This window comes from Micromonospora sp. NPDC048040, assembly GCF_055587185.1.
This window is the reverse complement of record NZ_JBVJGT010000023.1, coordinates 15,824-36,315: the sequence shown is the minus strand read 5'-3', so window position 1 is coordinate 36,315 and position 20,492 is coordinate 15,824. Positions and strand designations below refer to the sequence as shown.

General features: G+C 75.8%; 16 protein-coding genes. 5 read left to right on the top strand and 11 right to left on the bottom strand.

What is annotated here, in order from left to right; genetic code table 11:
• Positions 1-26: 26 nt before the first annotated feature.
• The 3 genes from ACZ6O2_RS21520 to pdhA are packed head-to-tail and all read right to left on the bottom strand — an operon-like array spanning position 27 to position 3,564.
• Positions 27-1,385 carry a dihydrolipoamide acetyltransferase family protein gene (locus tag ACZ6O2_RS21520; protein ID WP_466024052.1) on the bottom strand — a complete coding sequence of 453 codons (1,359 nt, stop codon included), beginning with the start codon at positions 1,383-1,385 and terminating at the stop codon, positions 27-29.
• A complete protein-coding gene (locus tag ACZ6O2_RS21515) occupies positions 1,382-2,398 on the bottom strand; it encodes an alpha-ketoacid dehydrogenase subunit beta (protein ID WP_350707564.1) in 1,017 nt (338 codons plus the stop codon). Before ACZ6O2_RS21515 ends, ACZ6O2_RS21520 begins: the two co-directional genes overlap by 4 nt.
• Positions 2,398-3,564, bottom strand: a complete 1,167-nt coding sequence (gene pdhA / locus ACZ6O2_RS21510; protein WP_350707562.1) for a pyruvate dehydrogenase (acetyl-transferring) E1 component subunit alpha — start codon at positions 3,562-3,564, stop codon at positions 2,398-2,400. Before pdhA ends, ACZ6O2_RS21515 begins: the two co-directional genes overlap by 1 nt.
• A gap of 105 nt (positions 3,565-3,669) precedes the next feature.
• Between pdhA and ACZ6O2_RS21505 the strand changes: the two genes are divergently transcribed.
• Positions 3,670-4,176: an Lrp/AsnC family transcriptional regulator gene (locus ACZ6O2_RS21505; RefSeq protein WP_350707560.1), complete on the top strand. Its 507-nt coding sequence runs from the start codon at positions 3,670-3,672 to the stop codon at positions 4,174-4,176.
• A gap of 101 nt (positions 4,177-4,277) precedes the next feature.
• Here the strand turns inward: ACZ6O2_RS21505 and ACZ6O2_RS21500 are convergent, their stop codons facing one another.
• From ACZ6O2_RS21500 to ACZ6O2_RS21465, 8 genes are all read right to left on the bottom strand, one after another.
• On the bottom strand, positions 4,278-5,249 hold the full coding sequence (locus tag ACZ6O2_RS21500; protein WP_466024051.1) for a DNA polymerase domain-containing protein: 972 nt from the start codon (positions 5,247-5,249) through the stop codon (positions 4,278-4,280).
• A gap of 123 nt (positions 5,250-5,372) precedes the next feature.
• Positions 5,373-7,427 (bottom strand): hypothetical protein, encoded by a 2,055-nt coding sequence (locus ACZ6O2_RS21495; RefSeq protein ID WP_466024050.1) that lies wholly within the window; start codon positions 7,425-7,427, stop codon positions 5,373-5,375.
• A 130-nt stretch (positions 7,428-7,557) separates the two neighbouring features.
• Positions 7,558-8,685, bottom strand: coding sequence for a VWA domain-containing protein (locus ACZ6O2_RS21490; RefSeq protein WP_466024049.1), 1,128 nt, complete (start codon positions 8,683-8,685; stop codon positions 7,558-7,560).
• Complete coding sequence (locus tag ACZ6O2_RS21485) at positions 8,682-10,991, bottom strand: DUF5682 family protein (RefSeq protein ID WP_466024048.1); 2,310 nt, start codon at positions 10,989-10,991, stop codon at positions 8,682-8,684. The genes ACZ6O2_RS21490 and ACZ6O2_RS21485 overlap by 4 nt, the downstream gene beginning before the upstream one ends.
• Positions 10,991-12,094 (bottom strand): ATP-binding protein, encoded by a 1,104-nt coding sequence (locus tag ACZ6O2_RS21480; RefSeq protein WP_466024047.1) that lies wholly within the window; start codon positions 12,092-12,094, stop codon positions 10,991-10,993. Before ACZ6O2_RS21480 ends, ACZ6O2_RS21485 begins: the two co-directional genes overlap by 1 nt.
• Entirely contained in the window at positions 12,091-15,810 is a 3,720-nt protein-coding gene (locus ACZ6O2_RS21475) for a DUF4132 domain-containing protein (RefSeq protein ID WP_466024046.1), read from the bottom strand. The genes ACZ6O2_RS21480 and ACZ6O2_RS21475 overlap by 4 nt, the downstream gene beginning before the upstream one ends.
• A gap of 80 nt (positions 15,811-15,890) precedes the next feature.
• A complete protein-coding gene (locus ACZ6O2_RS21470) occupies positions 15,891-16,217 on the bottom strand; it encodes a hypothetical protein (protein ID WP_350707556.1) in 327 nt (108 codons plus the stop codon).
• A gap of 131 nt (positions 16,218-16,348) precedes the next feature.
• Positions 16,349-16,579: a hypothetical protein gene (locus ACZ6O2_RS21465; protein WP_350707668.1), complete on the bottom strand. Its 231-nt coding sequence runs from the start codon at positions 16,577-16,579 to the stop codon at positions 16,349-16,351.
• 119 nt (positions 16,580-16,698) lie between these two features.
• On the opposite strand from ACZ6O2_RS21465, the gene ACZ6O2_RS21460 reads away from it, so the two are divergent.
• The 4 genes from ACZ6O2_RS21460 to ACZ6O2_RS21445 all read left to right on the top strand — a co-directional run bounded on the left by ACZ6O2_RS21460 (position 16,699) and on the right by ACZ6O2_RS21445 (position 20,472).
• Positions 16,699-17,178 carry a hypothetical protein gene (locus tag ACZ6O2_RS21460; RefSeq protein WP_466024045.1) on the top strand — a complete coding sequence of 160 codons (480 nt, stop codon included), beginning with the start codon at positions 16,699-16,701 and terminating at the stop codon, positions 17,176-17,178.
• Between the two features lie 75 nt (positions 17,179-17,253).
• On the top strand, positions 17,254-17,985 hold the full coding sequence (locus tag ACZ6O2_RS21455; protein ID WP_350707553.1) for a histidine phosphatase family protein: 732 nt from the start codon (positions 17,254-17,256) through the stop codon (positions 17,983-17,985).
• The gene (locus ACZ6O2_RS21450; RefSeq protein ID WP_466024044.1) at positions 17,969-18,838 is read left to right on the top strand and encodes an NAD(P)H-hydrate dehydratase; all 870 of its coding nucleotides are present in this window, start codon (positions 17,969-17,971) and stop codon (positions 18,836-18,838) included. Before ACZ6O2_RS21455 ends, ACZ6O2_RS21450 begins: the two co-directional genes overlap by 17 nt.
• A 146-nt stretch (positions 18,839-18,984) precedes the next feature.
• Positions 18,985-20,472, top strand: a complete 1,488-nt coding sequence (locus ACZ6O2_RS21445) for a S8 family peptidase (protein ID WP_466024043.1) — start codon at positions 18,985-18,987, stop codon at positions 20,470-20,472.
• Positions 20,473-20,492 lie beyond the last annotated feature (20 nt).

The window sequence follows — 20,492 nt, the reverse complement described above, 5'->3', positions numbered from 1 at the left end:
GGCGGAACCGGGGCCGTCGCGGCGGGTCAGACGTTGGCGATCAGCAGCGCCGGCTGCTCGACGCAGTCGGCGACGTGCCGCAGGAAACCCCCCGCCACCCCGCCGTCGCAGACCCGGTGGTCGAAGGTCAGGCTGAGCTGGGTCACCTTCCGCACCGCGAGCTGCCCGTCCACCACCCACGGCTTGTCCACGATCCGCCCCACCCCGAGCAGCGCCGCCTCGGGGTGGTTGATGATCGGCGTGGAGCCGTCGACGCCGAAGACGCCGTAGTTGTTCAGCGTGAACGTGCCGCCGGTGAGCCGGGCCGGGGGCAGGGTGCCGGCCCGGGCCGCCGAGGTGGTCGCGGTCAGCTCGGCCGCCAGCTCGGCGGTGGTGAGCCGCTGCGCGTCCCGCAGCACCGGCACGACCAGCCCCCGGTCGGTCTGGGCGGCGATGCCCAGGTGCACCCCGGCGGACTGGACGATGCGCTGGCCCTCGGTGTCGACGCGGGCGTTGAGCTGCGGGAACCGGCGCAGCCCGGACAGGCAGATCCGGGCGAGCAGGGCCAGGATGCTCACCGGCGCGTCCGGGGTCGCCGCGTTGATCGCGGCCCGGGTCGCCAGGAGCCCGGTGGCGTCGACGTCCACCCAGATGGTCACCTCGGGGATCTCCCGCCGGCTGCGGGAGAGCTTGTCGGCGATCGCCTTGCGGATGCCGGTCAGCGGGACGACCACGTCCGCCGCGTCCGGCGCGTCCGGCTGGTCCGGCACCGCGGCGAGCCGGGCGGCCGGCGAGGCGGCCTCGGCCACGGCGGCCTCCACGTCGGCGCGGCGCACCACCCCGCCGGGGCCGGTGCCGCGCAGCGCGGCCAGGTCGAGGCCGTGCTCGCGGGCCAGCCGGCGCACGATCGGCGAGATGATCAGGGGCGCCGCGTCGCGCGGGCGGTCCGCCGCCACCGCCGGGGCGGCGGGCGCCGCCAGCGGCTCGGCCGGGCGGTGGTCGAGGGCGACCGCGGGGCGGGGCCGGCGACGCCGCCGCCCCGAGCCGCCGTGGCCGGTGCCGTACCCGATCAAGACGTTGCCGGAGCCGGCGCGCTCCTCCTCGCGGTAGGTGGCGTGCCCGGCGGGCTCGTCGCCGGCCCCGCCGTCGCCGTCCACCGGCGCGATGGTGACCAGCGGCTGGCCGACCGGGCGGACCTCACCCGCCGCGCCGTGCAGCGCGACGACCCGCCCGGCGTACGGGCAGGGCACGTCGACGACGGCCTTGGCGGTCTCCACCTCGACGACGGTCTGGTCCACCGTGACCACGTCGCCCACGGCGACCCGCCACTCGACGATCTCGGCCTCGCTCAGCCCCTCCCCCAGGTCGGGCAGGAGGAAGACCTGCGCCCCGTCCACGGTGGTCACGCCGCGCTCCCCCGGGTCAGCCAGCGCCCGTCCGGCTGGTCGTCCCACTGGAGTCGGGCCACCGTGTCGAGGATCCGGTCCACCGACGGCAGGTGGGTGTGCTCCAGCATCGGCGCCGGGTACGGGATGTCCAGGCCGGACACCCGCAGCACCGGGGCGTGCAGGGCGTGGAAGCAGCGTTCCTGCACCCGGGCGGCGATCTCGGCGCCGACCCCGGCGAAGCCCTGCGCCTCCTGGATCACCACGCACCGGCCGGTGCGGCGGACCGAGGCGGTGACGGTCTCGTCGTCGAACGGCACGATGCTGCGCACGTCCACCACCTCCAGGTCCCAGCCCTCCTCGCGGGCGGCCTCGGCGGCCTCCAGCGCGACCGGCACCGCCGGCCCGTACGCGACGAGGGTGGCGTCGCGGCCCGGGCGGCGCACGACCGCGCGGCCGATCGGCGCGGTGGTCGCGGGTAGCTCCGCGTCGGCGCTGGAGAAGTAGAGCTTCTTCGGCTCCATGAACACGACCGGGTCGGGGTCGTCGATCGCCTGGCGCAGCAGCGAGTACGCGTCCTCGACCGTCGCCGGGGTGACCACCTTCAGGCCGGGGGTGTGGGCGTAGTACGCCTCGCTGGAGTCGCAGTGGTGCTCGACCCCGCCGATACCTCCGGCGTACGGCACCCGGATGACGATCGGCACGCTGAGCGCGCCACGGGTGCGGTTGCGCAGCTTCGCCACGTGCGAGGCGATCTGCTCGAACGCCGGGTACGCGAACGCGTCGAACTGCATCTCGACCACCGGGCGCAGCCCGGACATGGCCAGCCCGACGGCGAAGCCGACGATGCCGGCCTCGGCGAGCGGGGTGTCGAAGCAGCGCTTGTCGCCGAACCGGGCCTGGAGGCCGTCGGTGATCCGGAAGACGCCGCCGAGCGCGCCGACGTCCTCGCCGAAGACGACCACCCGGTCGTCGTCGAGCATCGCGTCGGCGAGCGCGGCGTTGAGCGCCTTCGCCATGGTCAGGGTGGCCATCAGCGCTCACCCTCCTCGTCTGCGGCGGCGGCCAGCTCGGCGCGGACCTGCTCGCGCTGCTCGACCAACTGCGGGGTGGGCTCGGCGTAGACGTGCGCGAAGAGGCTCATCGGGTCGACCGTCGGCTGCGCGTTCATCCGGGTGCGCAGGTCGGCGGCGTACGCCTCGGCCTCCTCGGCGATCGCGGCGACGCGCGCGTCGTCGAGCACGTCCCGCGCCCGCAGGTACGTCTCCAGGCGGGCGACCGGGTCCCGGTCCCGCCAGGCGTCGACCTCGGCGCCGTCGCGGTAGCGGGTGGCGTCGTCGGCGTTGGTGTGCGGCTCCATCCGGTAGGTGTGCGCCTCGACGAGGAACGGCCCCTTGCCGGAGCGGGCGTGCGCGACCGCGCGGGTGAGCACCGCGAGGACGGCCACCGGGTCGTTGCCGTCGACCTGCTCGCTGGGCACGCCGTAGCCGACGCCCTTGTACGCCAGCGACGGGGCGGCGGTCTGCCGGGACAGCGGGACGCTGATGGCGTACTTGTTGTTCTGCACGAAGTAGACGACCGGCGCCTTGAACACGGCGGCGAAGTTCACGCCCTCGTGGAAGTCGCCCTCGCTGGTGGCCCCGTCGCCGATGAAGGCCAGCGCGACGGTGTCCCGCCCCTGGTACGCCTCGCCGTAGGCCAGCCCGGCGGCGTGCACGCACTGGGTCGCCAGCGGGGTGCACTGCGGGGCGGTACGGCGGGCGGCGGGGTCGTACCCGCAGTGCCAGTCGCCGCGCAGCAGGGTCAGCACCTCGACCGGGTCGATGCCCCGGGAGACCAGCGCCATCGACTCGCGGTAGGTCGGGAAGACCCAGTCGTCCTCGCGCAGGGCGAGGATCGCGCCGACCTGGCAGGCCTCCTGGCCGCGCGAGGACGGGTAGACCGCCAGCCGGCCCTGCTTGGTCAGGGCGGTGGCCTGGATGTCGAAGCGGCGGCCGATGACCATCCGCCGGTACATGTCGGCGAGCGCCTCGACGGGCGGCTCGGGGTAGTCGGCGTGGGCGGGCAGCGGCGTGCCGGCGGGATCGAGTAGACGGACCGGCTCGGTGGCCGGCAGCAGCGGCTTGGCCGGGTCGGGCGGGGTGGCCGCCCGACGCCTGCGCGGGGATGCCCTGCGGACCGCCTCGGGTGTGGTCGTCACGGCGGGACCTCCTGGGACGTGTGGTGGGCCTATGCTCCTGCCGTCGGATGATTGACTCAAGATCCATGACAAACGCGGGACGGATGGCATGCGGGAGGCATCGACATGAGCCAGGAGTCCGGGCCGAGTGCGGAGTGGGCCGCCGGAACGGGACGTTCGGCCCGGCCCCTGGACGAGGTCGACCGGCGGATCCTCGACGAACTGGTCCGCGACGGCCGCACCTCCGTGCGCACCCTCGCCGAGCGGATCCACATTTCCCGCACCAACGCGTACGCGCGGGTGGAGCGGCTGCTGCGCGACGGGGTGATCACCGGTTTCCGGGCCCAGGTCGCGCCCGAGGCGGCGGGGCTGGGCACCTCGGCGTACGTCGCGCTCAAGATCGAACAGAACACCTGGCGGGAGGTGTCGGCGGAGCTGGCCCGGGTCCGCTACATCGAGCACGCCGCGCTGCTCGGTGGCGACCACGACGTGCTGGCCCTGGTCCGGGCGCCGGACAACGCCACGCTGCGGGACGTGGTGCTGGGCCGGGTGCAGAGCATCGCCGGAGTGCTGTCCACCCGCACCTGGCTGGTCTTCGACGAGTTCGACGGCGACCGCAGCCCGTGGGAGTGAGCCGCGCCGGGATGGCCGGGCAGGCGCACCGCTCCGGCGGCCCGGCCCGCGGCGGCCCGCAGGCCCGGCACTCCGGCCGCGGTCCGCCGTGGCCGGCGGGCTCAGCGCTCCGGCGGGGCCTCCAGCCCCTCCCGGTCGGCCAACTCCAGCAGCGGTTCGAGCGAGAAGCGCCGGTCGTCGAGGCCCGCGTGCGGGTCGCCACGCTCGGCGAACCGGGCCGGCATCGTGGTGACGTCGAAGTCCTCCGGCCGCGCGTCGTCCAGCTCCGACCAGTCCAGGGGCGCGGAGACCAGCGCCTGCGGGGTGGGGCGGATGGAGTACGCCGAGGCCATCGTGTGGTCCCGGGACATCTGGTTGTAGTCGACGAAGACCGGGCGGTCCCGCTGCTCCCGCCACCAGGTGGTGGTGACCAACTCCGGCAGCCGGCGCTGAATCTCCCGGCCCAGCGCCAGCACCGCCCGCCGGCACTCGCCGAAGCTCCACCGGGGCTCGATCGACAGGTAGACGTGCAGGCCCCGCCCGCCGGTGGTCTTCGGATAGCCCGTCAGCCCCAACTCGTCGAGGAACGCGCGCACCTCGTGGGCCACCGGCACCACCTGGTCGAAGCCCACCCCAGGCATCGGGTCGAGGTCGATGCGGAGCTGGTCGGGCCGCTCGACGTCGGCGGCGGCGACCGGCCACGGGTGGAACCGCAGCGTGCCGAGGTTCGCCGCCCAGATCACCACCGCCAGCTCGCTCGGCGCGACCTCGTCGGCCGTACGCCCGCTCGGAAAGGTGATGTGGGCGGTGCGCACCCACTCGGGCGCCCCCGCCGGGAGCCGCTTCTGGTAGAAGGCGTCGCCCCGGTTGTCCTGCCGGGTGGCGATCTTCGCCCCCGGGAAGACGCCGCGCGGCCACCGCTCCAACATGGTCGGCCGGTCCCGCAGGGCGCGCAGGACGCCGTCGCCGACGGCCAGGAAATACCGCACCACGTCCAGCTTGGTCAGCCCCAGCTCGGGGAAGTACGGCTTGTCGGGGCTGGAGACGCGGACCAGCCGCTCCCCCACCTTGATCTCCTCGGCCGGCGTCGCCACGCCCCACACCGTAACCCGGCGGGCCGGTCGGCACGGCCCGTCGCGGCCCCCGGCGAGCCCCGGGCCGTCGGCGGGCGCGGCGTCGCGCGGCTCACGCGTCCCGCACGGCGGGTTCGCGCGGCCTCACCGGCACTCGGCGGTCGTGAGCAGCCGGATCTGGGCGTCCACCCAGGCCCCGACCGCGCCGGCACCCGGGTCGGGGCCGAGCGCTCCGGCGAGCGCGGTGAGGCGGTCCGCGCCGCCGTCGAGGCCGACCGCGGCCAACGCGGTGGCCGCCGCGCGCAACCGGTCGGGGAAACTGCTCGGCAGGTGCCGCAGGCCGGTGTGGGCCGCCTCGGCGAGCAGCCCGAGGCCGTCGCGCAGCGCCGCGCCCACCCGGTCCGGCGCCGGGGCCAGGCCGCCGGCCAGGGCACCGTCGCCGGCCCCGGGCGCCAGGTCCGGCACGAGCACCGTGGCGTCGGCGACCACGGCCAGCGGCTCCACGACCAGCCCGCCGACGGTGCGCCGGACCGTGCCGCTGACGAAGCGCGGCGGGCCGTGCGCGCCGGCCAGCGCGGCGGCGAGGCTGTCCAGCGCCCCCGGGCAGACCGGCCGGTGCACGGCGGAGACCGTGGCCATGGCTCCCGTCGGGTCGGTCACCTCCGCGTCGAGGCGCTGCTCGCCCGGGGCGTACCGGACCGACCGCACCTCGCCGACGCGGACGAGCCGCACCGCCTCCGCGTCGACCCTGGGCCGGATCAGCCGGGGCGGCAGGTCGGCGAGGGACTCGGCCAGGGCGGACAGGTCGTCGACCAGCAGGCCGGCCGGCATCCACTCCCAGGCCCCCGCGCCGGGCGTGACGGTGGTCCGGGCGATCCGGCCGGTGGCGAAGCGGATCCGGCGGCTGGCGCTGCGTACCGCCGACTCGGTGACCACGTTGCCGGTGGCGAGCACGCCGAGCGTGCTGCCGGCCACCCGGCGGCCGGCCAACTGGTGCCCGGTCGCCGGGGCGTCGTCGGTCGCCGGCCACTCCCGGCGCAGCACCAGCACCCCGCCCGCCTCCGGCTCGGCGAGGAAGACCTCGACGATCCGCTCGCCGCCCAGCTCGCGCACCCGGGCGCCGACGCCGGTGAGCCGGATCCGGCGCAGCGGCGCCTCGGCCGGCTCCTCGGTGCCCAGCACCCGGGCGGCCGGGCTGGCCCCGCCGTTGCGCACCGCCCGCCGGCGGGCGTGCAGTTCGGCGACCACCTCGGCGAGCAGCGCCGGCCGGTAGCGGGCCGACCGGTCGGCGTACGCGTCGAGCTGCGTGGCGAGTTCGTCGAGGGCGAGCAGCGGCCAGCGCAGCCCGGCGGCGTCCAGGTCGCGGCGCGCCGCGGCGAGGGCGGCGACCGGACCGGCGCCGAGGTGCGCCGCCCCGGCGAGCAGCACCTCCCCGGCCAGCTCCACGGCACGGTCCAGGGCGGGCCGGTCCAGCACGGCGGAACCGCCGCCCACCTGCACCTGCACGTCCCGGCCGGCGGGCCGCTCCCGGTCGGCGGCCCGGCAGGCCCAGACCGCCAGCGCGACCGCCTCGCCCTGGCCCGCGGCGGCGTCGGTCTGCGCGTAGCCGAGTTGGTGGGGCACGAGGAAGCGCACCGTGCGGGAGGGCAGCTCGACCTGGGGGATCGGGTCCCGCGCGGTGGGCCGGCGCACCCGGGCCGGGTAACCGCGCCGGAACAGCCGGCGGGCGGCGGCCACCGCGCCGGCCCCGACGGCCTCCTCCACCTCCTCGTCCGTGAACGCCCCCGGCGACCAGTCCACCCACCCGGCCCCGCCGCCCTCTCCCCCGGCACCGCCGCGATCTTGCTCTTTCGGCCCGCCCTTGGAGTGGAATGTCGGCTTTGACTGGGCAGGAAGTGCAAGCTCGCGCGAGGCGGTGGGTGGGGTGGGGTGGCGCTGGTAGGCGAGGACCAGGGTCAGCAGGTGGCGGCAGACGCCGGGCGCCCCGCAGGTGCAGGTGCCGGCGGTGAGCCCGCCGGCCGGGGGCAGCGTGCTGCGCGTGCCGTCCGGATGGTCGGCCACGACGGTGCCGTCGGGCCGGGTGTCCAGGGTGGGCAGGTCACCGCCGTCGACGGCTTTGGCGGCCCGCCTGACCAGGCCCCGGTTGGTCAGGGTGGCGAGCACCTCCGGCGTGAGCGCCAGCAGGTCGGCACGGGTCACCGCTCCTCCTTCGTCCGATCGGGCCGGCCGGGCACCAACGCCGGGGAGCGCCGCGTCGGGCGGCCGGCCCTGCTCGCCCCGTCGCTCGGGTCGCCCGGCGGGCGGGACGCACGTCGCCCGGTCACCACGCTCACCGGCCCACGTGTTCGGCGACGAACGCGGCCAGTTCCCCCGGCGTCATCGCGCCGACCCCGGCGCCCACGTCGGCGAGGCGTTGCGCCGTCTGGCGGTCGTAGACCGGCTCGGCCTCCTCGTCGAGGGCCGCGAGGCCGAGCACGTGGGTGCCCTGCCCGACGAGCTGGCCGACCGTACGCACCAGCGCGCCCGCGTCGCCTCCCTCGTAGAAGTCGGTGATCAGCACGACGATGGCGCGCCGCGGGTTCTCCACCAGCCCGGCCCCGTACGCGACCGCGCGGGCGATGTCCGTGCCGCCGCCGAGCTGCACCTTCATCAGCAGCTCGACCGGGTCGTCCACGTCGGCGGTCAGGTCCACCACCTCGGTGTCGAACGCCACCAGGTGGGTGCGGACCCCGGGCAGCCCCCACAGGCAGGCGGCGGTGACCGCGGCGTGGATGACGGAGCCGGTCATCGAGCCCGACTGGTCGACCAGCAGGATCACCTGCCAGCGGTCGAGGTGCCGGCGGGTCCGGGAGAAGAAGTGCGGGGAGCGGATGTGCAGCCGGCGCTCGTCGGGGCGCCAGTGGGCGAGGTTCGCCCGGATGGTCCGCCGGACGTCGAAGTTGCGGGCCTGCCGGAACCGGCTGGGCCGTCGGGCGCGGGCGCCCGAGAACGACTGCCGGACCTCGGCGGCGAGCCGCTCCACCAGTTGCCGGACGACGGCCTCCACGATCCGCCTGGCCAGCCGCAGCACCTCCGGGTTCATCAGGTGCTTGGTGCGCAGCACCGCCCGCAGCAGGGTCGGGTTCGGCTCGATCCGGCGGAGCAGCTCCGGGTCGGTGACCACCTCGTGGATCTCGTACCGCTCGACGGCGTCGCGTTCCAGCCGTTCGACGGTCTCCTTCGGGAACAGCCGGGTGATCCCGTCCAGCCAGTCCACCGTGGTCAGCACCGACGGCCCGGTGCCGCCGCGCCGCACGCCGCGCCGGGCCAGCTCCTCGTCGCGGCCGTAGAGCCAGTCCAGCGCCGCGTCCCGGGCCTGCGCCTCCGCGCTCAGCGCCGGGCCGCCCAGGCCGTCGTGCGCGGCCTCGCCGAGCACCAGGCGCCACCGTTCCAGCGTGGGATCGGACGCGTCCGTCATCGTCGGCTCCCCTCCCGGTCGAGCCCCTCGCGGGCGAGCAGGGCGTCCACCTCCGCGTCGAGCGCCCGGGAGCGGGCCACCAGCACCGGGTCGACGGGCAGGCGCAGCAGGGACCGGGCGGAGCCGGTCGCGCCCCGCCGGGTCAGCAGGTGGCCGGCGATCGCCTCCCGCTCCCGGGGCGGGAACCACGCGAAGGCCTGCCGCAACGCCGGCAGGGCGAGCAGGAAGTCGTGCCCGGTCAGCTCGCCGAGGAGCGTGTCCAGCACGTCGAGCAACTCCCGCTCGCCGCCGGCCACCTGCTCGCGGGCCAGCGCGAAGAGCCCGGCGAGCCAGTCGCCGAGGGTGCCCGGCGCGGCCATCGCGCGTACCGCCCGGGCCGGTTCCCCACCGGCGCCCAGGGACCAGCGCAGGCCGGTCGCGGCGCCGCGCAGGTCGGGTGGCGCGGCCGGGTCGGCGGCGACCCGGGCCGCCGTGGCCAGCGCGGGCGCCGGGTCGATGCCGAGGGCCGGTCCGGCGTGCCGGACCGCGTCCCGCAGGGCCACCAGGGCGGCCAGCCGCCCCGGTTCCGCCGCGCCGGCGCCGTGGATCCCCTCGACCAGCCAGAGCGTACGCCGCACGGCGGCGACGATCGCGGCCCCGAGCCCGGCGTCGCCGGCGCTGCCCAGCAGCACGTCGTGCCGCCACAGGGCGAGGACGGCGGCCAGCGCCCGGCCGAGCGGGGCGAGCCGGCCGGCCCCACCCACCGCCCTGGTGATCGCCTCCAGCGCCCGCCCGGAGTGCTCCCGCAGCCCGCACAGCGCGGCGTCGAAGAGCAGCTCCGCGAGCCCGTCCACGTCGCCGCCGAGGGTGCCGGCCCGCTCCTCGACGCGCGCGGCGGCGGCGTCCACGACGGTCGGCCCGTGCCCGCCGGCCTCGATCAGCACGGCGAGCCGCTCGTCGTCGGGGCGCGCCGTCCAATGCTCGGTCAGCTCCGGGGCCGCGCCCAGGGCGGGGCCCCGCTCGCGTACGTGGCCGGGCACGCCGAGGATCCGCAGCCGGTGCAGCAGCCGGCTGCGGGCCAGGTCGGCCGGGTCGGTCAGGTCCAGCCGGACGTCGCCCCGCAGGTCGATCCCGTGCCGGTCCAACTCGGCGGCGACGTCGTGGACCAGGGGCGGAAGTGGGGTGTCGGGGTGCAGCCGCCCGGACCGCTCGCCGCCGAGGGCGGCGACCATCTCCACCACCGCCGGGTGCGTCCCGGCCGGCAGCCGGCCCCGGGCCGTCCACGGCAGCCGCTGCTCCAGCGCGTCGGTGACCAGGGCGGAGACCAGCCCGTCGAGCACGTCGGCGCGGGCCGGATGGGGGTGGCCGCGCAGCCGGCCCAGGCCCGCGGCCATGGTGCGCGCGGCGATCAGATCGGCGGTCGAGACCTGCTGCCGGCGCTCGCGCAGCCGGCCGACCACCGTCTCCACCAGCCCGTCCGCGGCCCGCTGCGGCCCGTCGGTGAAGAGCCGTTGGTAGTACTCCGGTGACGGCATCCCGGACTGGTAGCCGTCGAACGCGTCGAGCCGCCGGAAGGAGTACGGCACCAGGTAGCTGCGCGCCGTCGCCCCCTCGGCGGGCGCGGGCACCGCCGGCCAGCCGTCGGCGGGGGTGCCCGGGTCCGGGTCACCGGCGGCGGCCAGCCGGACCAGCGCCGGCCGGTGGAACCCGCCGGTGACCACCAGCACCGGCCGACCGCCGGCCCGGGCCCGGGCGGCGCGCACCCAGCGGGCCATGTACGCCTCCCGCGCGGTGTCGTCCGCCCCGGCGTCGGACTCGCCCCGCAGCAGGTCGAAGTACACGGCCAGCCGCTCGGCGAGCCCGTCGGGCGGCGCGACCTCGAACAGGTGGTCCCACAGCGTGTCCACGTTGTCCACCGCGTACGTGGCGCAGAGCCGCTCGACCACCTCGGCATAGCGTTGCTCGGCGTCGGCGTACCGGTTGTCCCGGTGGGCGAACGCGGGATGCCAGGCGGGCAGGTCGATGAGGCGGACCTCCGCCCCGGCCCGCCGCCCGGCGGTCAGCGCCACCCACTCCGGCGAGTAGTCGCAGAACGGGCTCCACGACGCGTGCCGGTGCCCGCCTGCCCGGTAGGCGGTGAACACGGCGATCGGCAGCTCGTGCCCGAGCAGCAGCTCGTCCAGCCGGTCGTTCAGGTCCGCCGGCCCCTCCACCAGGACGTACGCCGGTTCCACCGCCGCGATGGTCCGCGCCACCAGCCGGGCGCAGGCCGGGCTGTGGTGGCGGACCCCGAGGAAGTGGACGTCGGCGGGCGCGCCGGTCGCCATCAGCCGGGCAGCAGGTGCCGGGCGTCGTGCAACGCCTGCCACTGCGGGCCGGAGCGCCGGGGCACCTGCTGTTCCAGGTAGCGCCGCAGCCGGGCCAGATCCTCCGCGTCGTCCTTGGCGGCGGTGCCCGCGAGGCAGGCGACCACGTCGGCCGGGTCGCCCGGCTCGCCGCGCAGGAACCAGCCGCGCACCCCGACGGCGTGCGCCACCGACACCGCCTCGGCGGTGCTCATCACCGCCGACAGCCGCTCCATCGCGTCGCCCCGCTCGGTGACGCCGGTGCGCAGCTCGCGGAACGTGGTGACCAGCACCTCCAGGACGTCCCGGCGGGGCGGGACGGCCACCCCGGAGCGCGCCAGCAGCGCGGTCGCCTCCGCCTCGACCAGGTCGAGCTCGGTGGCGAGGTCCGGGATCGGGAAGACCGTCTCGAAGTTGAACCGCCGCTTGAGCGCCGCGCTCATCTCGTTGACCCCCCGGTCGCGGGTGTTCGCGGTGGCGATGACGTTGAAGCCCTCCCGGGCGAACACCATCGCCTCCGCCCCGGGCAGCTCGGGGATGGCGAGCACCCGGTCCGAGAGCGGGGAGAGCAGGCAGTCCTGCACCTCGAGGGGGCAACGGGTGATCTCCTCGAAGCGCACCACCCTGCCCTCGGCCATGCCGCGCAGCAGCGGCGCGGGCACCAGTGAGCGCGGCGACGGCCCGTCGGCCACCAGCAGCGCGTAGTTCCAGGAGTAGCGGATCTGGTCCTCGGTGGTCGACGCGCCGCCCTGGATGGTCAGCGTCGACTCGCCGCTGACGGCGGCGGCGAGCAGCTCCGACAGCAGCGACTTGGCGGTGCCGGGCTCGCCGACCAGCATCAGCCCCCGGCTGGTGGCGAGCGCGACCAGCGCCCGGTCGATCAGCGAGGGGTCGCCGACGAACTTGCGGGTGATCCCGGCGGCGGGGTCGCCGAGGATGAACCGGCGGGCGGCGCGCAGGCTCAGCGCCCAGCCCGGCGGGCGAGGGTCCGTGTCGTCGGCCCGCAGCCGGGCCAGCTCGTCGGCGTGGCGCACCTCGGCCGGGGGCCGCTGGGCCCGCCCGCCGGCCGCGTCGGCCCCGCTCACCGGGTCACCTCCGAGAGGTCGCGCAGCAGCTCGGAGGCGACGACCGGGTCGAGGTCGCCGAACCGCACCCGGCCCTGGCCGCGCCAGTCGCCGTACGGCCGGTCGTTCACCCACACCCGCGTGATCTCCTGCTTCGCGAACTCGCCGACCGCCCCGACCGCGATGCCCGGGTCGATGTCGACCACGATCGCCCGATTGCCGGGCAGGATCCGCTCGAACCATTGCTGGAAGCCGCCGTCCTGCGGGTCGCCGCGCCGCCAGCCGCGCCGTTCCAGCCCGAGCAGGCGGGTGGCCTCGGCGGTCACGCCGGCGAACCGGCCGAGCACCTTCTCGTCCCGCTCGTCGGTGGCGAGGTGGTGCACCTCCCGGCCGAGCTGGGCGAAGGGCTGGAGGATCTCGTAGTCGGCGAAGAGTTCCGCCCACGCCGGTACGGCCGCGCCGAGGTGCCACGGGTGCGCGATGCCCACGGTCGCCTCGGCCGGCAGATCGTAGACCTCGTCGGAGACGTCCGCGAGGCTGCGGTCCTCGGCGACCCGGAACGCGACGCCGAGCGCCCCGTCGGCGTCGAAGGTCGCCCACACCAGCCGTCGCACGACGTGCCACAGCAGCGGGTGGTCCAGGAAGTACCGGCGGAACTCGGCGGCCGGCCAGCGGCGCCTGGTCACCATCGCGGCCTCGAAGCGGCGGATCTGGTCGGCGGCGAGGGTGCGCACGTCCTTCTTCAGGCCGGCGAAACGTTGGTACGCGGCCGGCGCCAGGTCCTGGTCGTCGCGTGCCCCCGGCTTGGGCAGGTCCTTGCGGCGGGCCCCGCTGCCGTCCAGCACGTACGGCTTGAGCTGCTCGTCGAAGCCGACGGTGAACCGGCGGGGGCCGTAGTCGAGGACCAGGCTGCCGTCGGCGTCCAGGCCGAGGTCGGGCACCAGCCGGTCGCCGAGCTGCGCGGCGTCGAGGCCGAGACTGTCCGCGACCGCGGCGACGTGCCGCCGGGCCTCCTCGCGCAGCCCCCGGAACGGGGCCTTCTGCGCCAGACCCCACAGGTGCATCAGCGCCACGTCGGTGCCGATCGAGGCGAGCGCGCCGAGGCCGGTGACCGCCCGGGCGTGGCCGCCTTCGCCCGGCCAGGCACGGATCACCGGCGCGAGCCGGCGGGCGGTCTCGTCGTCGCCGAGCCAGCCCAGCGCGGTGAGCGCCCAGCCCTCATTCGGCGGGTGACCGGCGGCCTGCCAGCGCTCGAACAGCGCCCAGCCGAACTCGGCCAGCGAGGCCGGATCGCAGGCCCGCCGCACCAGGTCGACGCCCGGGTAGACCTCGCCGGGACGGGAGATGGCGAGCATCGTGCCGAGGTGCCGGACGGCGTCGGCGGGCAGCGTCGCGGCGCGGTCCCGCAGCAGGACCGGCGGCAGCACCGCCGGGTCCACCCACGGTGGCAGGGTGGGCATCGTCGGGGGAAGCTGCGCCAGCGGGTCCGCGTCGAGCAGCCCGGCGGCGGTTGCGGCGGCGACGACCTCGGGCCCGTACCCCTCGGCGGCCCGTCGGACTGCTTCGGGGTCCACCACCGCGACGACGCGCATGGCCCGCTCGGCGGCGCGCTGCGCGGGGCCGGGCATGCCCAGGGCCGCCGGCAGCAGCGCGCGGGCGGCGACCGCCGGATGCCGGTGCAGCCAGGCCAGGGCCACCGTCCGCGACTTGGACCGATCGAGCCGGCCCGCCATCAGGTCGGCGACGGCGGAGTCGGCGACCGGCAGGAGCGCCTCGGCGGCGGCCGGGTCGGCCTGGGCGCGGCGCAGGACGGCCGGCAGGGCGTCCCCCTCGAAGCGGCCCAGCACGCAGCGCAGCCAGTACTCCGCGTTGTGGGGGTAGCTGGCCCGCCAGCGCGAGATCAGCGGACGGGCCAGCGCCTCCGGCCCCATGGTGTAGAACACGACCGCGATGTCACTGGCGACGCGGCCGGAGGCCGCCATCTCCCGGGCGATGTCCGTCATCGACCGGTCGTCGAGCCGGTCGGTCAGGTACGTCGGGGTCATCGCCGCGAACCGCTCGCGCTCCCCCGGCAGCCACGCGATCGCCGACTCCTCGACCCGCCGCACGCCGGTCACCGGCGGCACGGACGCGGGCTCGCTCCGGCGCCGCCACGGCGGGTCGACCAGCACCGACGGGAGCTGCTCGGGCCGGGCCTGCGGCACCGCCGACGCCAGCTCGGCGAGCACCTCCATGACCCGCTGTCGGGCGGCGTCGCCCAGCCCGGGCAGCGCGGCGGCGACGGCGGCGGGATTCGCTGCGGCGTGCCCGCGCAGCAGCTGCGCCGCCTCCCGGGCCGCCGGGGTGTCCCCCTCCGCCGATGCGGCGAGCAGCCGCAGCCCGCGCACGGGGAACCGCTCCAGCATGGTCAGCACCGCGGCCTGCACGTACGTCTGGTCGAGCCGGTCGAGCAGCAGGCGCATCGCCTCGTCAGTGGGGAACGCCGACATCAGCGACACCAGCCGTCGCCGCCTCTCGGCGCCGAGGTGCTGGTTGTCGAACCATTCCGCGAGCAGCGGGGCGAGCGCCGGGCCGACGGCGGCGGTCGCCGTGGTGACCGCGTTCGCGTCCTTGAGGAAAAAGTAGAGGGAGATGACCTGGTCGACCATGCGGGCGCACTGCTCGGCGGTGTTGACGGAGAACACCATCAGCTCGGCGAAATCGCGATCGCCGGCGCGCGCCACGTCGTCCACGTCCTGGGCCACCCAGTCAGCCTCGGTGGGCATGAGGAAGGAGAGCATCACCCGCACGGGGAGAGCCGCGTCCCGGTACCCGGCCAGGGCGGCGCGGGCGGCGGCGTACTCCTCGACGCTCGCGGCGGCCAGGTGCGCGCGGACCCGGCGGGCGACCGCGAGCCGCCCGTCGCGGTCGCACCATGCCCCGGTCCCACCCTGCTGCCGGCTGAGCTGGCACTTCTCGCCGTCGCGACACGAGCACCACCCGGTGTGCAGGTCGGCCGACTCGGCCAGGGCGCGGGCGGCGAAGACCACGCCGTCGGTGGCGACCATCCCGTCGGCCAGGGCGTGCAGTCGGTCGCTGTCGTACCAGCCGACCTCGTGGGCCACCGTAACGATGAGCGCGCCCGCGCCGAGCGGCGTCCGGTCGCCGGCCAGGTGGGCGCGCAGCGCCTCGCCGACGTCGGGGTCGCCGCCCCGCTCGACGAACCGCTCGACGCCCGCCCGCACCGAGCGCAGCAGATCCTCGGCGGCGCGCACCGCCTTGGGGCCGCGCGGCAACGCCGTGCCGGGCACCCCGTCGTGGCGGGGCAGGACCTTGCGCCGCCAGCCGTCCGGCACCACGAACGTCTCCTCGTCGGGCAGCGCCGGGCCGTCGACGGGTCCGCTCGCGGTCGCCATGCCGTCCTCGGTGACGTCGGCGCTCACGGTGGGTGCCGGCGCGGTGGCGGGTGCCGGCGCGGGAGCTTCGGCCAGAGAGACGGCGGCCGAGGCGGGGGCGGTGGCCGACGTCGGGGCGGCGCCCGCCGTCGCCGGCACGCCCGTCTCGGCGTACCCCTTGCGGAGCTTCTCCGCGACCAGTTTGTCGACGTGCCCGACGGCCTCGGCGGCGGAACCGAGCTGCTTGACCTGCGTCCGGCCGGCCGAGCCGAGGCGTCCGTACCGGATGGTCACGGTCGCGTCGTCCCGCTCCACCTGCCAGAACCTGGCCGCGCTGCCACCGACGTACTCGAACGTGCGCACCCTGTCTCCTTGATCACCCGCGTTGTGCGGGGGACCATAGCGGGCGCCTCCGACACGGCCGGCGGCCGTCGGGCCCGGTCTCAGGCGATCAGCATGATGCCCACGGCCATGAGCGGCAGACCGACGAACAGGAAGATCCCGATCCCGGTCAGCACCCGCCCCTCGCCGGCGGCCTCGCGCTCGGGCGCCACGCCGAAGGTGGCGCGCGCCCCCATCATGCCGATCCGGCTCAGGGTGAGGTCGCCGGTGATCCCGAGCAGCCCACCGACCACCACGAGGGCGATGCCGAAGCGGTAGACGAAGTCGCCGCCGCCCAGGGCGACCCAGACCCCGGCGGCGGCCGCGACCACGACGAGCGCGATCACGAACAGCACCAGTGCTTCCCGCAGACCCCTGACAACCGTCATCGCGGCTCCATCCCGTGCGACCCGGATGGACATTCTGCCGGTCGGCGGCCGTCCGCGCTGCCCCGTGCGCCGGGCGTACGCGAGGTGGCCGGGCGGCCCGTCTCCGGCCGCCCGGCCACCTCGGGCCGAACTCAGCTCATCTCCTCCTGGAGGCGCGACATGAGCATCTTCTTGCCCTGCTCACCCGCCTTGCGGTTGTTCTCCTGCATCTTCCGGAACCAGGTGGCCAGTTCCGTGTCGCCCCGCGAATCCGCGTCGGCGATGTAGGTGTCCAGTTTCCAGATGTGCTGCAACGACATCTGCAGGACGTGGATCAGGTCGTAGTTCTGGTCCTTGACCGGGCTGATCATTTCCTTGGTCATGGTCGCCACGGACGTACCTCCCCATCTCGCTCTCGCTGTTCGGTGGCAGCAGCGCTTACCCGGCCTGGTCCCGTTCACGCCCGACGGCGGGGCTACGATGCCGGGCGGAGGGGGCGTTCGTGCGCGGACAGACGGGGTACCCGTCGCTGGTGCTGGCGCTGGTGCTTGTCGCCGCCGGCTGTGGGGGCGAGCCACCGCCCACCGCCGCCGCCGACGTCACCGGTGTCTGGTGCGGTCCGGAACGGGACGTGCTCACCCTCGACGCGGCCGGCGGGTTCACCGTCACCGACGTCTCCGCCTCGCTGATCGACGAGGTCTTGCACGACGAGGACTTCGTGCCGGGCTACCGGCGGGAGACCGAGCACGCGGGCGCGGTGCCGCGGCACGGCGCCGGCCGGTGGCGCGTCTTCGTGGACCGCGGCGACATGTTCCAGGCCCGGCGCGACCACGTCGTGCTCGACTGGGCGACCTTCGAGGCGATCAAGGTGGACGAGGAGTTGGAGCTGACGCTCGTCGGGGAGGGCGCAGGCCTGGTGCTCGGCATCGAGCGCGTCGAGTCGGGCTTCACCACCCTCTTCTCCCGCTGCCCGGCGGCCTGAGCGTCCCGCCGCCCGCCGCCACGGCGGGCGGCGGGGGGCGGTTATCCGGGGCGGGCCTCGGGTAGGGGGTGCCGCATGGCGGAACTGGCAGCGCTCTGGATCGTCCGGCACGGCGAGAGCACGGCGAACGTGGCCGCCACCGCGGCCGAGGCGTCCGGCGCCGAGCTGATCGACCTGACCCACCGGGACGCGGACGTGCCGCTGAGCCCGACCGGGGAGGAGCAGGCCCGGGCCACCGCGCGCTGGTTGGCCGGGCTGCCCGAGGCCCGCCGGCCCGACGTCGCGGTGGTGTCGCCGTACCTGCGGGCCGTGCAGACCGCCGAGTTGGCCCTGGCCGGCACCGGGATCCCGCTCACCCGCGACGAGCGGCTGCGCGACCGGGAACTCGGCATCCTGGACGGGCTGACCGGGTACGGGGCGCGCCGGCGCCACCCGGAGGAGGCGGCGCGCCGGGACCGGCTCGGCAAGTTCTACTACCGGCCGCCGGGCGGCGAGTCCTGGACGGACGTGGCGCTGCGCCTGCGCGCCCTCCTCGGCGACCTGCGCCGCGACCACGAGGGCCGGCGGGCGCTGCTGTTCGGCCACGACGCCCTGGTCTTCCTGACCCGGTACCTGGTGGAGGGGCTCACCGAGGCGGAGCTGATGGCGCTGACCCGGGAGCACGTCATCGCCAACTGCTCGATCACCGGCTGGTCCGCCGGGGCTCACGGCCGGCTGAGCCCGGACGTGTTCAACGACGTCGGCCACCTGCGGGCCCAGGGCGCCCGGCCGACCAGGGAGGACGAGGTCCATGCCGAACCGGTCTGAGACCCTGGTGATCACCCCCAAGCTGCTACGGGACTGGGCGCTGCCGATGCCGACCGGGGGCAAGGAGGCCCGGGGCACGGTGCTGGTGGTCGGCGGCTCCCGGTTCACCCCCGGGGCGGTGCTGCTCGCCGGCGTGGCCGCGCTGCGGGCCGGGGCCGGGGTGCTCCAGCTCGCCGCCGCCGAGTCCACCGCCGCCGCGCTGAGCATCCAGGTGCCCGAGGCGCTGGTGGTGGGCCTGCCCGAGACCGCCGACGGCGCGGTGGCGGGCGGGCCCGGCGAGCTGCTGGGCGACCTGGTGGCCGAGGCGGACGTGGTCGCCCTCGGCCCCGGCCTGAAGGGCATCGACGAGACGGCGGCGCTGCTGCGCCTGGTGCTCGACGCGGCCGCCCGGGAGACGGCGCTGGTGCTCGACGCGTACGCCCTGGGTGCGCTCAGCCACGCCCCGGACCTGCTGGTCGGGTCCGGACGGCCGGTGGTGCTCACCCCCAACCTCACCGAGGCGCAGCACCTGCTGGGCCGGGACCCCGGCGACGACCTGGACGCCGAGGCCATCGAGCTGGCCGGCCGGTACGACGCCGTGGTCTCGCTCTACGGCCATGTCTCCACACCCGACGGGCGGAGCTGGCGGGAGGAGAGCGGCGACGCGGGGCTCGGCACGTCCGGCAGCGGGGACGTCCGCGCCGGACTGCTGGCCGGGCTGCTGTCCCGGGGCGCCGAGCCGGCGCAGGCCGCGTGCTGGGCGGCGTTCGCCCACGCGGTGAGCGGCCAGCGGCTGGTGCCGCGGTTCGGCCGGATCGGGTTCCTCGCCCGGGAGCTGCTCGACGAGATTCCCCACACCCTCGCCACCGTCTGACACTTCCTTGTCTGACCGAACGGCTGTGTGTAACGCCACACCCGGCTCCTACGCTGTGGGTCGGAGGAGGGCACCCCCGCCCGCCTCCCGCCGGCCGCTCCCTGCCAGGGGGCGTGCCCGGCTGGAAACATCCCCTGGGAGTCTGTGTGAAGAACCTCCGTCGCAAGACACTGGCTGCCGCGTCTGCCGTGACGCTCGGTGTCGGCCTCGCCGTCGCCGGCGGGGTGGCCCCGGCGGCGTCGGCCGCCGGCCCGGACACCACGTTCCTGGTGCTCGCCCCGCAGGGCGCGAAGACCGACCAGGCGGCTGCCCGCGTGGCCGCCGCCAAGGGCACCGTGGTGGCCAGCTACGACCAGATCGGCGTGCTCGTCGTCCGGTCGACCAACCCCGACTTCGTCACGGACGTGGCGGGCGCGGGCGTCGACTCGGTGGCGTCCACCGCCGGCCTGGGCACCGCCCTCGACGAGGGCGAGACCATCGAGGTCTCCGCCGCCGAGGTGGCGAACACCACCGCCGACCCGACCAAGGAACCCATGTTCGGTCAGCAGTGGGACATGCCGATGATCGACGTCCCGCAGGCCCACGCCGTCAACGCCGGCAGCGCCAGCGTGGTGGTGGGCGTGCTGGACAGCGGCATCTCCTCCAGCCACGATGACCTGAAGGACCAGATCGCGAAGGACAAGAGCACGTCCTGCATCGGTGGGGTCTCCGACACCACCGAGTCCGCCTGGAACCCGACCAACTCCGACCACGGCACCCACGTGGCCGGCACCATCGCCGCCGCCGTCAACGGCAAGGGGGTGACCGGCGTCGCCCCGGGCGTCAAGGTGGCCGCCGTCAAGGTGGTCAACAACGACGGCTACATCCTCCCGGAGGCTGCGGTCTGCGGATTCATGTGGGCCGCCGAGCAGGGCATGCAGCTGACCAACAACAGCTACTACATCGACCCGTGGGAGCTCAACTGCCGCAACGACGCGCGCCAGCGTCCGGTGTGGAAGGCCGTCCAGCGGGCGATCCGTTACTCGCAGAGCAAGGGCGTGCTGCACGTGGCGTCCGCGGGTAACTCGAACTTCGACCTCGCCCACAAGATCACCGACGAGGGCAGCCCGAACAACGGGACGCCGGAGGTCCGCGAGGACCTCACCAACGCCTGCCTCGACCTGCCGGCCGAGGCGCCGGGCGTGGTGACGGTGTCGGCGGTCGGCCCGACCGGGGAGAAGAGCTACTACTCCTCGTACGGCCAGGGCACGGTCGACGTGACGGCGCCGGGTGGCGACACCCGCTTCCGTACCCAGGGTGTCCGCTCGACCCCCGCCGACGGCATCCTGTCCACCACCTACAACACCACCACGAAGACCAACGGCTGGGGTTACAAGCAGGGCACCTCGATGTCCTCGCCGCACGCGACCGGCGTGGCCGCCCTGGCCCTGTCGGCGCACCCGGGCATGACCCCCGGCCAGCTGTCGGCCTTCCTGGGCAACACCGCCGAGGCGATCTCCTGCCCCGCCGGTGTCTACAACCCGGTGCCGCTGATGGCGGCCGGCCCGAACGCCTACGACGCCACCTGCTCCGGCGGGCAGCGCAACGGCTTCTACGGCGCCGGCATGGTCAACGCGTACAACGTGGTGAAGTAGCAGCACGGCACGACCCGTGG

Excerpts from the sequence above, each read along its gene's own strand:
- ACZ6O2_RS21515 (WP_350707564.1), bottom strand. The coding sequence starts at position 2,398 with ATGGCCACCCTGACCATGGCGAAGGCGCTCAACGCCGCGCTCGCCGAC.
- ACZ6O2_RS21505 (WP_350707560.1), top strand. The coding sequence starts at position 3,670 with ATGAGCCAGGAGTCCGGGCCGAGTGCGGAGTGGGCCGCCGGAACGGGA.
- ACZ6O2_RS21490 (WP_466024049.1), bottom strand. The coding sequence starts at position 8,685 with ATGACGGACGCGTCCGATCCCACGCTGGAACGGTGGCGCCTGGTGCTC.
- ACZ6O2_RS21485 (WP_466024048.1), bottom strand. The coding sequence starts at position 10,991 with ATGGCGACCGGCGCGCCCGCCGACGTCCACTTCCTCGGGGTCCGCCAC.
- ACZ6O2_RS21470 (WP_350707556.1), bottom strand. The coding sequence starts at position 16,217 with ATGACGGTTGTCAGGGGTCTGCGGGAAGCACTGGTGCTGTTCGTGATC.
- ACZ6O2_RS21465 (WP_350707668.1), bottom strand. The coding sequence starts at position 16,579 with ATGACCAAGGAAATGATCAGCCCGGTCAAGGACCAGAACTACGACCTG.
- ACZ6O2_RS21455 (WP_350707553.1), top strand. The coding sequence starts at position 17,254 with ATGGCGGAACTGGCAGCGCTCTGGATCGTCCGGCACGGCGAGAGCACG.
- ACZ6O2_RS21450 (WP_466024044.1), top strand. The coding sequence starts at position 17,969 with ATGCCGAACCGGTCTGAGACCCTGGTGATCACCCCCAAGCTGCTACGG.